The 14437-nt window shown below is 58.2% G+C and carries 10 protein-coding genes; 6 read left to right on the top strand and 4 right to left on the bottom strand.

Annotated features, from left to right (window positions below):
* Window positions 1–13: 13 nt before the first annotated feature.
* Window positions 14–988: an MDR family oxidoreductase gene (locus QP904_RS10740; RefSeq protein ID WP_034655607.1), complete on the top strand. Its 975-nt coding sequence runs from the start codon at window positions 14–16 to the stop codon at window positions 986–988.
* Window positions 989–1051: 63 nt separating this feature from the next.
* Here QP904_RS10740 and QP904_RS10735 read toward each other — a convergent pair whose 3' ends face one another.
* On the bottom strand, window positions 1052–1522 hold the full coding sequence (locus QP904_RS10735) for a MarR family winged helix-turn-helix transcriptional regulator (protein ID WP_284836050.1): 471 nt from the start codon (window positions 1520–1522) through the stop codon (window positions 1052–1054).
* A gap of 352 nt (window positions 1523–1874) precedes the next feature.
* Here QP904_RS10735 and QP904_RS10730 point away from each other — a divergent pair, with 352 nt between their 5' ends.
* Window positions 1875–2516, top strand: a complete 642-nt coding sequence (locus QP904_RS10730) for a hypothetical protein (RefSeq protein ID WP_248100239.1) — start codon at window positions 1875–1877, stop codon at window positions 2514–2516.
* Here the strand turns inward: QP904_RS10730 and leuS are convergent, their stop codons facing one another.
* Entirely contained in the window at window positions 2517–5363 is a 2847-nt protein-coding gene (gene leuS / locus QP904_RS10725) for a leucine--tRNA ligase (RefSeq protein WP_284836049.1), read from the bottom strand. It abuts the gene before it with no gap.
* Between the two features lie 173 nt (window positions 5364–5536).
* Between leuS and QP904_RS10720 the strand changes: the two genes are divergently transcribed.
* Window positions 5537–8110 carry a hypothetical protein gene (locus QP904_RS10720; RefSeq protein ID WP_284836048.1) on the top strand — a complete coding sequence of 858 codons (2574 nt, stop codon included), beginning with the start codon at window positions 5537–5539 and terminating at the stop codon, window positions 8108–8110.
* Window positions 8111–8120: 10 nt separating this feature from the next.
* The gene (locus QP904_RS10715) at window positions 8121–8753 is read left to right on the top strand and encodes an MOSC domain-containing protein (protein ID WP_284836047.1); all 633 of its coding nucleotides are present in this window, start codon (window positions 8121–8123) and stop codon (window positions 8751–8753) included.
* A gap of 168 nt (window positions 8754–8921) precedes the next feature.
* Here QP904_RS10715 and QP904_RS10710 read toward each other — a convergent pair whose 3' ends face one another.
* Complete coding sequence (locus QP904_RS10710; protein ID WP_023020163.1) at window positions 8922–10133, bottom strand: MFS transporter; 1212 nt, start codon at window positions 10131–10133, stop codon at window positions 8922–8924.
* Window positions 10134–10460: 327 nt separating this feature from the next.
* On the bottom strand, window positions 10461–11936 hold the full coding sequence (locus QP904_RS10705) for an NAD-dependent succinate-semialdehyde dehydrogenase (protein ID WP_023020164.1): 1476 nt from the start codon (window positions 11934–11936) through the stop codon (window positions 10461–10463).
* Window positions 11937–12274: 338 nt separating this feature from the next.
* On the opposite strand from QP904_RS10705, the gene QP904_RS10700 reads away from it, so the two are divergent.
* Both QP904_RS10700 and QP904_RS10695 read left to right on the top strand, forming a co-directional pair.
* Entirely contained in the window at window positions 12275–13792 is a 1518-nt protein-coding gene (locus QP904_RS10700) for an anthranilate synthase component 1 (protein ID WP_284836046.1), read from the top strand.
* Entirely contained in the window at window positions 13789–14436 is a 648-nt protein-coding gene (locus QP904_RS10695; protein ID WP_284836045.1) for an anthranilate synthase component II, read from the top strand. Before QP904_RS10700 ends, QP904_RS10695 begins: the two co-directional genes overlap by 4 nt.
* Window position 14437 lies beyond the last annotated feature (1 nt).

Genomic DNA, 14437 nt, shown 5'->3' with positions numbered 1-14437 from the left:
CATTTAACGTACGATGGTGAGCATGAGCACGCTACTAGTAACTCGCAACGAAGACAAAACCGTCACGACCTCCTTTGAAGAGGGAGAGTTCCTCAGCGAGGGTGACCTTACCGTTGATGTTTCTTATTCTTCCCTGAATTACAAGGACGCCATGGCAATCGCGGGCGACCGCGGTGTGATGCGCACCAGCCCCTTGGTTCCAGGCATCGACGTGGTCGGCACCGTTGCCGAGTCCAGCGTAGAGCGTCTACCGGTGGGTACCTTGGTCGCCTCCTTCGGTGATGGCCTTGGCGAGTTCCGCCACGGCGGCTACACCCCGAAGCAGCGCGTTAACTCCCAGGCCACCGTCGCGCTCCCCGCAGACTTCACCGCAGAGCAGGCAGCTGCTGTCGGCACCGCGGGCTATACCGCTGCACTGTGCGTCAACTCTTTGCGCGGGCTTCCCGATGGCCCCGTTCTGGTCACCGGCGCGACCGGCGGTGTCGGCTCCATCGCCGTGAACCTCCTGTCCAATGCCGGGTACGAGGTCCACGCCATGACCGGCCGTCCAGATGACTATTCCCAGTACCTTCACGAGCTCGGTGCCCACACCATTGTGGACCGCGCCGAGTTCGCCGAGGCCGGAAAACCCTTGCAGAAGGCAACCTATGCCGGTGCTGTCGATACCTCCGGCTCCCACGTTTTGGCCAATGTATTGGCTCGCACGGTTTGGGGCGGCACCGTCGCCTCCACCGGTATGGCCGCCGGCCCGGATCTTCCCACCACCGTGTTGCCTTTCATTCTGCGCAATGTGCACTTGGCAGGCGTCAATTCCGTAGACGCCCCACTGCACTACCGCCAGAACGCCTGGCAGCTCTTGGCTCGGAAGCTAGACCGTTCCATTCTTGAGTCCCTGACCACAACGATTCCACTTTCGGACGTGGTCGAGGAATCCAAGTCCCTTCTAGAGGGCACCCACCACGGACGCACCGTCCTCAAGATTTCCTAGGCTGCGCCCTAGCTAATATTCCCCGGCACCCGCCGTCATGGCGGGTGCCTTTTGCATACGCTGTTAGGCTTCAGAAGCGAACTCTCCAGCGCCCTGCTCATCAATCCCACGCAACAACTTCCGAGAAATTTCCCCCAAAGTTTGTAGGTCTTCGTCACTAAGGGTGCTCACCACGATTTCATCAACTGCGGCGGTGTGGCGCGCTATTGCCGCACTGAAGGCAGCACTTCCCTTTTCCGTCACAGTGACTTCAATGGCTCGAGGCCCAAGTTCCGGCGCTTCCCGCCTGGAGACTAATTTTCGTGATTCCATGCGCACCAGCTGTCGATGCAGGCGCGATTTTTCCCATCGTAGTTCCGTCCCCAATTCGTGCGGACGGGTATGAATTTTGCGGCGGCGATGCAACACCGCCAAGACCGCATAGTCCGCCTCGCTTAGACTAGAGTCTCTCTGCAACTGTGCAGAAAGTCGCGCATGCAGCAGCTCTTGCATAGTGACAAAATCTCCCCATGCCGCACTCTGCTCCACACGCATGGCTATCCTCCTTCGGTTGCCGTTATTTAACAGCTTATACAGCGCAGTTGATCTAGCAACCCGTTAGGCGATCGGGAGTTGATACAACAACTCCTACTACTTTAATATGGCGGGCGTATAGCACGTCAACAATTTAATGCCCCTACATCTTTAGGGCCAAAATCATAATTGATTTGCTTTTGGAACACTATTGGCGGGCTTATCCAAATGTTTTAACTGCTATGTTAATGTTTTAACTGCTATGTTATTGGCGCAAAAATTAAATAGTTAAACAAAGAGTCTTGGTAGCGATCCGTCCGCTGGAACAAACGGCGTCTCGGGAGAAGCGACCGAAGTGTTTAAAATGGCGAGCATGGATAAGCTATTTAGCACATGTGGTTTCGATCTAATGGATATTGAAGAGCTCATCGCCGAGCTACCCACAAGCCGCGAAATATGGGATGCACCTGGATTTGATCGAGTCCTTTTTCACGCTGATCCGTCCGACATGGCGGTCACCGCGATGGAGTACGAAGGGGAGTGGGCCGCAGTTCCTTCGTATCGGGGAGGGGAACAGGCCCTGGGAACGATTTATCGCGCAACTCCCTATATCGGCATTGTGGAAACGGGGGATTTACGGTTCGCAGCACTGGCGGATGCACCCTTTGCCCTGCCAGCGGGAAACCCCGTCGGAGGCGAAAAGCTAGAGGGACAGGTCCAGCCGGCGGTTGTGGCCTTGCGGTACGAGGTGGGGGAGCCAGAGGAATTTTCTTTGAATTCTCCTGCTACCGAGCGCTTTTATCGGAACTTAAAGCCCAGCATGCTCAACCCGCAGGTAGAGGTGGCGGGAACCATCGGGGGCATCGCCAAGCACAGCAATGAGCTGGGCATGGGGGAGTTTTGGGTATGCGACCTCGACGGCCTGCCGCTCATTGTGAACGAGAAACTGGAGGTCGGCCAGGGAATCCGGGCACACGGCATAGCGCTGTGTGCCACGGAGTTTTGGGAGGAGTAACTACTTGACGACGAGGTTGACCATGCGGCCCGGCACGTAGATCTTCTTCACTACGTTCTTTCCACTAGTCAGTTCGGCGATCTTGGCATCGACCAGAACAACCTCGAAGACCGCCTCCTGGTCGGCATCGGCAGCCACGTTGATGCGGGCCTTTACCTTGCCGTTGATCTGTACGGGCACCTCGATTTCATCATCTACCAGGTACTTTTCCTCAAAGGCGGGGAAGGGCTGATAGGTAATGGTCCCGTCGTGGCCAAAGCGCTGCCACAGTTCTTCCGCGATATGCGGGGCGATGGGGGAGACCAACTGGGCGATTGGTTCCACGGCGGCGCGCGGTGCCTCGGTGCGATAGGTTTTGGTCAGGTAGTTGACGTACTCGATGAGCTTGGCCACCACGGTATTAAGCCGCAGGTTCTCATAATCATCGCGCACGCCCGCGATGGTGCGGTGCAGCTGCTTGAGATCATCCTCGCTCAAATTGGCGTCGGTAGTGGCCAGCTCTCCGGTGTCCTCATTGACGGCAAGGCGCCACAGGCGCTGCAGGAAGCGCTGGGAGCCGACGACGTCCTTGGTAGCCCACGGGCGGGAGGTGTCCAACGGACCCATGGACATTTCATACACACGCAGGGTATCGGCGCCAAAGTCGCGGCAGATATCGTCCGGAGCTACAGCATTCTTCAGGGACTTGCCCATCTTGCCGTATTCCTGATTGACCTCTTCTCCGTTGTAGTAGAACTTGCCGTCCTTTTCTTCTACCTCAGCAGCTGGCACGTACACGCCGCGGGAATCGGTGTAGGCATAGGCCTGGATATACCCCTGGTTGTACAGGCGACGGTAGGGCTCTTGAGAGCTGACAAATCCCAGGTCAAAGAGCACCTTATGCCAGAAGCGGGAGTAAAGCAGGTGCAATACGGCGTGCTCGACACCGCCGACATAAAGGTCGACACCGCCCGGATCCTGTGGACCATGCTGGTCCGGTCGCGGGCCCGTCCAATAACGCTCGTTTTCGATATCGCAGAATGCCTCATCGTTGCGGGGATCGATGTAGCGCAGTTGGTACCAGGAAGAACCTGCCCACTGCGGCATTACGTTGGTATCGCGGAAGTAGGTCTGCGGGCCGTCACCCAAGTCAAGTTCTACCTCGACCCAGTCGCGCACCTTAGCTAGCGGGGGTTGTGGTTCGGAATCCTTATCCTCTGGATCAAAAGAAACCGGCTTATAATCTTCTACCTCTGGAAGCTCCACTGGCAGCATGGATTCTGGCAGGGCGTGGGCAAAGCCATCCTTGTCATAGACGATGGGGAAGGGTTCGCCCCAGTAGCGCTGGCGGGCGAAGAGCCAATCGCGCAGCTTATACTGCACCTTTTCCCGGCCAGAGCCGTCCTTTTCCAGCCATTCAATGGCCTTGGCAATAGCCTCGGCCTTATTCAGGCCGTTGAGATCTAGGCCCTTGTCATTGGCAGAATTAACCAGGGCACCGTCCTCGGTCCAGGCTTCTTCGTCCACGTTGCCGCCAGAAACAACCTCCGTAATGGGCAGGCCGAAGGTCTTGGCAAACTCGTAGTCACGGGTATCGTGCGCTGGAACTGCCATGATGGCGCCGGTGCCGTAGCCGGTCAGCACGTAGTCGGCGATAAAGATCGGGACCTTTTTGCCAGAAACCGGATTGGTGGCATAGGTACCCAGGAAGACGCCGGTCTTTTCCTTGTTTTCCTGCCGCTCTAGATCAGACTTGGCGGCAATATCGGTGCGGTAGGACTCCACGGCCTCCTTGGGATCATCGTGACCGTAGGTCCAACGCTCGTCTACGTCATCGTCATAAGGGATGGGGGAGAGGAGGGCGTCGACAAGCTCATGCTCTGGGGCCAGCACCACGTACTCGGCGCCGAAAAGCGTATCCGGTCGAGTGGTAAAGACCTCGATTTCATAGCCCTCAGCGGGGAAGGAGACCTCCGCGCCGCGGGAACGCCCAATCCAATTGCGCTGCATGGACTTGACCTTCTCCGGCCAATCTAAAAGCTCTAGATCATCGAGCAGACGATCGGAATAGGCGGTAATGCGCATCATCCACTGGGACAAGTTCTTGCGAAATACGGGGAAGTTGCCGCGCTCGGACTTGCCCTCTGCGGTGACCTCCTCGTTTGCCAGCACGGTACCCAAGCCTGGGCACCAGTTCACCGTGGAATTAGACAGGTAGACCAAGCGGAATTCATCGATAGCCGCGGCCTTTTCCTCTTCGGTAAGGTCCTCGTAGTAGCGGCCGTCCTTGGTAGTGCGCTTATTGGCCTCTAGTTCCTTGATGAGCTCCGCAATGGGGCGAGCCTTTTGCTGCTCCTCATCGAACCAGGAGTTATAAATCTGCAGGAAAATCCACTGCGTCCACTTGAAAAACTCCGGATCCGTAGATTCTACGGAGCGGCGCGGATCGTGGCCGAGTCCCAACATGCCCAACTGGCGGCGCATGTTTTCAATATTCGCCTCGGTGGTGGTCCGTGGGTGCGTACCGGTCTGGATGGCGTACTGCTCGGCCGGCAGGCCGAAGGCATCGTAGCCCAAAGTGTGCAGCACGTTCTTGCCCAGCATGCGGTTATAGCGAGCATAGGTATCGGTGGCGATATAACCCAGCGGGTGTCCCACGTGCAGGCCCGCACCGGAGGGATAGGGGAACATATCCTGCACATTGAGCTTTTCCTTAGGCAGCTCGCCCGCATCGGAGGCGAGCTCGCCTACCGGGTTCGGGGCGTTGAAAGTGCCATTGTCTTTCCAGTACTGCTGCCAGGTTTTCTCGATCTGGTTCGCCAGCTCCGGGGTATAGCGGTACGAGGTGGAATCGCTCTGGGTATTCATAATCACACAGTGTAATAGCCGCGTGCCGGTGCGGTGTAGTTCGCTGCCCGTTCCGCGTCCTGCTGGGCACGCGCACCCAAAATCTCCGCTGGACTCACCCCCGGCTTTCGGGTCATTTCCCCCGCTCGCAGCCAAAATGCAGATCTGCATGAAAATGATCTAGGCTGGGGTAAATGAGCCAGGAGAAGTTTCGCAGCCAGCTTTCATCTTTTGCAGACGCAGCGGTATTTCAGGGGATTCCGCACCTGCGCCTCTCCCCAGCTACCCACACTCTGGAGCTGTACCTACCAGCCTTAACCGCAGGTTATGAGCCAGAGGATCCCCAGTGGACCGTGTCCGCTCAGCTGCTCGACGACAGCGAGGACACTCGTAAGTTCTACTACGTGGAGGGCGAGGAGCCTGGGCTATGGATCAGCATGCCCCACCCCTTTAGCCACCTGAGCGTCTCCTTTGAGGAGCACACCTTGGAATTCGCCGGCGTGGCCAATGGCGGCTTAGTGCTGGATTCCACCCATCGTCCGGTCGATACCACCGCAGCGATGCCTAAAGGCTCATATACCTGCATCGCCCCTGCTGGCACGGAATTCACCAAGGCTAAGGCCGGCGAAGCTCGCCCACACGGCGCCTGGGAGGGTTGGTCCATCTTCCCGTTAGAGGTGAGCCAATCCTTCACGGTGGAGGCACCACAACAGGAGCCCGCCACCATCAAGGTGTCTGGCAGCCCTGACTTTGCCTGGGATATGGCCGTCAAGTCGCTGCCCAATGCCCACGGGCTAGATGGCGAGCTGGTCTATACCCAGTCACCGCGCGTCATCGCGAACACAGAGCTCAGCATGGAATTGACCTATGTCCCCATCGGTGGGGAAGAAGAGGCCGTGCTGGAGGATGAGCTACCGGAGGGCATCCACGAGGTGCTCCCGGCAGATGCCTTCGAAGATCCCTGGGTAGGTCGTTACCGCTTTAGCTTGTACAAGGATGAGGAACTGGTGGATATCCAGTACCTTAACTTCGCGGAAACACTGCATATGCGCGCCAAAAACGAGGGCCCGCGCGGCACTAACTTCCGCTTCATCGACGCCCTAGGCAATCTTTCACCGTTTAGCTACGCCTTGGCCTCTGCGCCGAGCAAGCCCATCCAGATGGAAAATGGCCAGCGCGTCTTTGGTGAGGACGAGAGCGTGCGCGAGGAGACCATCGGCAGCGAGGCCGGCTATGAGCTGACCTTCCAGGTGGAACCGGCGACGATTCGTACCCGGGTCAAGCGCACCGCGGCCGAACCAGTCGATTACCTCGATAAACAAGTCATCCTGGCAGATCAGCTCGATGCCGATGCCCTCTTTACCATCCACTCGCCGGAGCCTCTGCCACTAGCGAAGTTCGTGGTTATTGATAAAAACCAAAAGATCAGGGACCTCGTCACCGCCAATGGCTCTACGGAGGCGGCTACCAGCCTATCCGTGCCAAACCGGGCGCTGAAGTCTGCGCTGACAAAAAAGACCTCGCTGGAGCTTTATCTCTTGTGGTCCACGCTCTCCTATGAGGAGTACCTCGAGGGTCTGCCAGAAAAGGAGCGCGCAGCGCACCAAAAGCGCAGCTTTGACCGGCGCGTTATGGAATATGAAGCCACGGCGGCCAGCGACCTCATCTATGCCGCCATCGCCACCGTGCGCAAAGCTCCGTTGGTCTCCCGCGCCACCATCGAGGATGGCATCCTCGTCCCCGAGCAGCCACACGAGGAAGAGGTGGAGCTGCTGGCATGGGCTTGGCCACTGGGCAATCCCGCAGGCGAGCCGCTGCCACTAGAGCCCACCGAGGAAGGCTTCGAGCTGCCCGAGGAGCTGCTGGACGCCGGCCACCTCATCGTGGACTTCCGCGAGGATGAGCCGGCCAGCGACTTGGCCGCGCCGCAGTACCCGCCGGCGAGCGCGCTCATCATCTTCCAGGATGGTGAAACCGCAAACACCGAGGGTATGTGGCCCACCTACGCGGCTATGCGCCGCCTAGCGCCCAAGGCCAAGGAAACTTTCGAGGCGATCATCAAGGACATTGAGGCCGATCCGCGTGCCAGCATGGATGCCCTCATGGCGGCGGATTTTGAGCCGGGTCAGCGCATGCGCGCCTTTGTCCGCACCGGCTTGGTCTCCCGCAATTTCCGCCGCGAGGAGCCGGCCGAAAAGCCTTCCTCACTGCTGGCCGCGCTTGCCGACGCCGCCCATGACTACATCGAAGCCCACGGCTCCGCCGCGCTCGCGCGCGTGCCATCCACCGGCGTCGACGATGTCACCCGCCCAATGCTGCTGATGAGCGCCACGGGTGAGGCGCCCACACCATCGACGGCCAGCGATCAGCTCTGCGACGATGCTCACCGCATCGCTGCACTGCGCGAGTGCTTTGCCAACGACCTCGCGCTCACCCGCCTGGGCACCATCTCCAACCTGCGCAGCACCGCCATGCAGCTGCGGGTAACGCTGCAGCAGCTAGGTGTGGATAAGTCCGTACTGCACACCTTGCTCGCGCTCGATGCCTTTGGTGATGGCAATTCGGAGCTCGGCGATTCCGCCTGGATGCCGTTTATCTCCTACGTCTTTGCCATCACGGCGCGCGGCATGGCCAATGGCAAGCTGGCCGACCCCGCTTTCGCCGCTGCGCTTGACGGCGCCCTCCCGCAGCTAGCTGAAGCAGTCTCCCTCGCGCCGCAGCTGTTTTACCGCGATATTCTCACCGCGGAGGCGCTCACGCTCAGCTAGTGTGGCAGGCATGCAGGTCATTTCCACCAATGTCGCCGTCCGCCGGCCAGACCCGAGCGGGCGGCACGAGTTTTCGGGCATCGACAAGCAACCGCAACCTTTCATCGATGTGGCCGCGCCCGGCCCCCATTATGGCGATGGTTCCGGCGTGCACGGCGATATAATTGGTGACACCCAACATCATGGCGGCAATGATAAAGCCATCTACGCCTACGCCCGCGAAGAGTTGAACTACTGGCAATCCGAGCTTTCCCGCCCGCTGGCGTCTGGCTGCTTTGGTGAAAACCTCACCACCCAAGGCGTTGACCTGTCCGCTCTACTCATTAACCAACGCCTAAGAATCGGCACCGCTGTACTTGAGGTATCCGTTCCCCGCCAACCCTGTTCCACTTTTGCCGGCTGGCTAGGGGAGCGCGGGTGGCTCAAGCGTTGGACCGCCCGTGGCGATTGCGGTACTTATCTGCGCATTATTTCCCCCGGCCGCATCCAACCCGGCGACAGCATCACAATAGATGCGCCACCCAACCATGACATCACTATGCGCATCGCCTTTGCCGCCAAAATGGGCAACCGTACCCTTGCCCAGCGCGTAATCGAGGCTGGCTGCTTGCCCCCTCACCAGAACAACAGTCTGCGCGCCTAGCCCTACACCCTGGACTCTTATTCGGCGAGTTTTCCGTTCCTGCGCTGCGCGCGACCCCCAGCCTCCGGACCCTCAAACTACAACCGCACGGTCTACCTAAAGCGAAAGCACACCAACCTCGGTGGCTGGTGTGCTTTTAATGCTTCAGGCTAACAGGGGAGTGCCGTGTTACTTACCTTCGTCGAAGTGTAGATGGTGCCCCTTGGCCTTGGGGAAGCGACCGTGCACAAAGAAGTAGTAGATGGCTGCGATGACTACGAGGGCCGCAAGGATGAGGTACATGGTGTCAAAGCCGGTTGCCCCAACAATGGGGCCTAGGCCGAACGGAGCCAGGCCAATGCCTAGGTCCATCAGGAGGAACATGGTGGAGATGCCCGCGCCCATCTGTGCGGCGGGTACCGAGCGCACAGAGATAGCCTGGCAGGCGGGGCTGAGGGTACCGAAACCTAGGCCGGTGCAGGCGCCTGCAACCACCAGCATGACGTCGTTGGTGGGGAAGCCCATGAGGAGCAGGGCGATAACAAAGGCTGCCAGGCCGAGGTACATCACGGCGTTATCGCCCTTGTGGTCTTGGATGCGGCCCAAAACAAAGCGCATGATAAGCATGGTTACTGCGTAACCAATAAAGAACAGACCTGCACCGGTAACAAGGTCTTCCTTGCGCGCATAAGCGTTGAGATAGGTGACCACACCGGAGTAGGCGATTCCGACCAGCAACATAAACAGACCGATGGGAACCACGTTGGGGTGCACTGCATTGCGCAGCGTAAAGGCCGGCTTCTCGGCAGAAACCTCAGCTGGGTAGCGCAGCACCAAGGCCAGGACCAAAGACACGACATTAGCGCCTAGCGCTACAGCAAAGAGCGTGTTGTAGCCAATGTTATTAGCCAAGAAGAGGCCGAGTGCTGGGCCGAAGGCCGTTGCCAAGGTAGTACCGAGGGCGAAGTAGCCAGTACCCTCCGCGCGGCGCTCGTGCGGAATGACGGACTGTGCCACTGCCATAAGCGCGGTGGAGGTCAAAGCATAACCCGTGCCGTGCAGGAAACGGACGATAATAAGAACGGCGACGTTCTGTGCAAAAAAATACGCCACAGCAACGACTGTGACGAAGACTAGGGAGGTCAGGGCGGCCTTCTTGTGGCCTACGCGGTCCACGAGCCAGCCGGAGAATACGCGCATGCACGTCGCACCGAGAACAAAGGCGCTGGAGGCAAAACCACCCACGGTATCCGATGCCCCGAAGCTCTCTACCGCGTAGAGGGCCATGGTGGTCACGGACAGGTAGAAGACCAAAAACTGACAGAAATTAGCCACCCACGCGAGAACGAACGTGGGCGTAATCAGCTGCGGCTTAGCCGCTGCAGATTCAGTAGACGTCATATACTCACTCCAAATAACAAAAAGAAAATTCCCTCTCCACGAGCAGGCCATGAGGCCACACTGCGCGGGCGAAGGAGATACGAATTAAATTATACGGAGAGGAACTATACGCCCCGCAAGCTTCAATGGTTAATCAAAAACCCTCTTGGTCTTGTTCGGCCTCACTTTTTGCCGCCCAATGCAAACAATATTGACGGTTTGAGCAGGATAAATGCTTTAGGTCGGGGAGGCAGACTCATTTTCAATGAATGTTTACATTATTAGGCCGCAGCCGGGCCCCGAAAGGGAGCCCGGCTGGCCTGTGTGTCTTTTCAGACGCTTGCGTTTCTAAACATTGGCATAAGGGTCACGGATGCCCAGGTATTGAACTGAGGTATATTCCTCAATACCTTCGGCGCCACCTTCGCGGCCCAAACCGGATTGCTTGACGCCGCCGAATGGGGCAGCGGCGTTGGAGATGACGCCGGCATTGAATCCCATCAGGCCAAATTCGAGACCATCGGCCACGCGCCACAGGCGGTCTGAGTTTTCCGTAAAAATATAGGACGCAAGACCATATTCCGTCTCGTTTGCTAACTCTAGGGCTTCCGCCTCCTCGCTGAAGGTAAAGATAGGTGCAACTGGGCCGAAAATTTCCTCCTGGGCCACGCGGGTTTCACGTGAAACATTGCTCAAGATCGTGGGGGCATAAAAGTAACCCTCACCTTCGCCACGCTTGCCACCGGTAACAACGGTGGCACCCTTTTCCACTGCGTCATCCACTAAGGCGGCAATATTGTCGAGCGCCTTGGCCTCAATGAGGGGACCGCAGGTAACGCCTTCGTCCAGGCCATTGCCCACGACGAGTTTGTTAAACTCCGCCGCCAACTTCTGCGTAAACTCTTCCGCCACGGACTCGTGCACTATGAAACGGTTGGCCGCAGTGCAGGCCTCACCAATATTGCGCATCTTCGCACCCATGGCCCCTGCTACGGCCTGATCGATATCCGCATCCTCAAAGACGATGAACGGAGCATTGCCGCCCAGCTCCATGGAGGTGCGCAGCACATTATCCGCGGCACCCTTCAGTAGAGTCTTGCCCACTGGGGTGGAGCCGGTGAAGGAAAGCTTGCGCAGGCGATCGTCGGCAAGCAAAGGCTCCGAAATGGCTGAGGCAGAGCTTCCGGAAACCACATTGAGCACACCCTTGGGCAGGCCGGCATCGAGCATGGTTTGCGCAAAGTACTGCGTAGTCAGTGGGGTGAGCTTGGCCGGTTTCAGAACCATGGTGCAGCCTGCCGCAACAGCAGGCGCAACCTTGCGCGTGGCCATCGCGAGGGGAAAGTTCCATGGGGTAATTAGCAGGCATGGCCCGACCGGCTTGCGGCGTGTGACCATACGCAAAGTGCCCTCCGGAACGGGGGAATAGCGGCCATAATCGCGCGTTGCCTCTTCGCTAAACCAGCGCAGGTACTCAGCACCATAGGTGACCTCACCTTGAGACTCGGCAAAAGGCTTTCCCATTTCAAGTGTCATCAGCGTCGCGAACTCATCGGCGCGCTCGTGTACCAGCTCGAAGGCCCGGCGGAGGATATTCGCCCGCTCGCGCGGAGTGGTTCGTGCCCACTCATCTTGCACCGCACAAGCAGCATCTAGAGCGGCTACCGCATCAGCGGAATTAGCAGAATCGAGAGTAGCAATGGTCTCTCCGGTGGCGGGATTTTCCACCGTGAAAGTCTCGCCGGAAGATGCCTTTCGCCACTCGCCTCCAATCAAAAGTTGGGTAGGAACCTTTGCCACTACCTCATTAGGACTCATAGTCATTTACATCACCTTTCTTCCCTTTGTTAATGCACCCAACAGTACCCCACTCGTTTCTTTAAAGTCTTTAAAGTCCCGAATACGGCTTCTTCTGCGAGAAAGCCAGCTCGGGCTGTAAGAATATTTATCGGCAATATCTTCCGAGTTATAGAAATTTGGGTTAAAGTAGCTGCCATGAAGAACATGACTACTGCTTGGTGGTGGCGCGCGTAACCCGCGGGCCATCTTTCGCAACCTATTTTCAGGCTCGCATTCTGCGGGCCTTTTGGCGTTTTTGTGCCTGTGCTCGTGGAAGCTTAATTTTCGTTTCCCATACCCACCCTCTCCGAAAGGGCACTGCAATGCCATACACGGCTACCCGCGACATACCCTACGACAGCGATGCGGCCGCCACATTTGACGCGCTCGCGCAACCGCACGACTCCCTGTTGCTCGAAAGCGCAGACATCGAGACTAAGAAAAACCTCAACTGTCTCGCCATCCTCAAGGCAGCACTCAGAGTCACGTGCCATGGCCACAGGGTGGAGGTGCGGGCCCTCACCAACGCGGGGGAGGTGCTCCTTCCTCCTCTCCGAGACCGGTTCCGCCACCGCCTAGTTTCACGTGAAACTACTACCGCTGTATTCGAATTCCCGCCTTCTGCCGAACCCGACGAGCGGCAGCGACTCCTTGCTGAATCAACCGCTGACATTCTGCGATTCTTCCAATTAGAGGCCACCTATTCCTCTCCGCTACTACCATTTCTAGGGGGCGGGTTCGCTTATGACTACCTGGCCACCTTCGAAGATCTCCCCGAGGTTAAACCGGGGCCGAATTCCTACCCAGACTATGAGTTCTTGGTGGCTCAAACGGTCCTGGAGGTAGACCACCTGCAAAGAACTGCGCGCCTAGAGGGCTGGGATATCGACGAAGACCACCTTAAAGCGGAACTTGATTCCCTAGCCACGCGGCCGGAGACCCCACGCCCCACGGCACCACAGAGAAGCAAGATCCGTGCGGTGGCTGATGCGGATGACGCAACGTTTCGCGCAGACGTGGAAAAGCTCCAACGCAAGATTCACGCCGGCGATATCTACCAAGTAGTGCCCGCGCGTTCCTTCGCGCTGGAATGTCCAAGCGCCCTCGCGGCCTACCGGACGTTACGAGACACTAACCCTTCGCCCTATATGTTTTACGTTCGTGGCGACGGCTATGAGCTATTTGGCGCGTCGCCAGAATCCAATCTCAGGTTCACGCCGGAAGATAGGAGAGTGCAGCTCTATCCCATCGCTGGCACTCGGCCGCGCGGGCTGCGCCCGGATGGGAGCATCAGCCATAAGCTTGATATCCGCAATGAATTAGAGATGCGTACTGACCACAAAGAGATTGCGGAACACACGATGCTGGTAGACCTAGCACGCAATGATCTCGCGCGGGTGGCCGTTCCTCGTAGCCGCCAGGTGGCAGAGCTATTGCAGGTGGACCGCTACTCCCGTGTGATGCACTTGGTCTCCCGAGTCACGGCAACGCTCCACTCAGATTTCGATGCGCTCGATGCCTATCGGGCCTGTATGAACATGGGCACCCTGACGGGCGCGCCCAAGCTTCGTGCCACCGAGCTGGTGCGGCAAACGGAAGGGACACGCCGCGGATCCTACGGCGGGGCAGTAGGTTACTTGCGCGGCGATGGCGCCATGGATAACTGCATTGTCATCCGCTCCGCCTACGTCCAAGACGGCACCGCAGTAGTGCAAGCCGGTGCCGGTGTTGTCAAAGATTCCGTCCCACAGGCCGAGGCCGATGAAACGGTGCATAAGGCCTACGCCGTGCTCAATGCCATTGCCGTAGCACACGGTGCCGACTTGGAGGTGCAGCGATGAGTTCGCCACACATTGTCCTTCTGGATAACCACGATTCTTTTGTTTATAACCTCGTCGATGCCCTGGCTGGGTTCGATACCACCGTGTTTCGCAATACCGTTACGGTCGATGAGGTATTGGCGGCGCGGCCCGACATCATTGTGCTTTCCCCCGGCCCCGGGCATCCACGGTCGGCCGGCTGCATGATGGAGCTTATCGACGCCACCCTGGGCACCACTCCCATCCTCGGCGTGTGCCTCGGCTTCCAAGCGCTTCTTGAATGCCACGGTGGGGTAGTTGCGCCCTGCGGCCCGGTACACGGAAAATCCGTTCCGATGACTCTCACGCCAGCCGGGGTCCAGCATCCCGTATTCCAAGGGCTTGCCACCGATACCGAACCTGATCAACCAAATAGTCTCAGCACACAGATTCCGGTGGCACGCTACCACTCGCTCGGCTGTACGGATATCCCGCACGAGATGCGCTGCCTAGCACACACTTCCTCAGATATCGGCGAAGTAGTGATGGCCGCGGAGACAAAAGACGGTATGGGGCTAGGTCTGCAATTCCACCCAGAATCCGTCCTCACACCCACTGGCCCCATAATGCTCCAACGCTGCATTCACCAACTATCTACCCACACCACTATGGAGAAGGAAAACTAAA

The sequence above is a fragment of the Corynebacterium nasorum genome (genome assembly GCF_030229765.1).
GTDB lineage: Bacteria > Actinomycetota > Actinomycetes > Mycobacteriales > Mycobacteriaceae > Corynebacterium > Corynebacterium kefirresidentii.
This window is presented reverse-complemented; position numbering and strand designations above follow the sequence as displayed.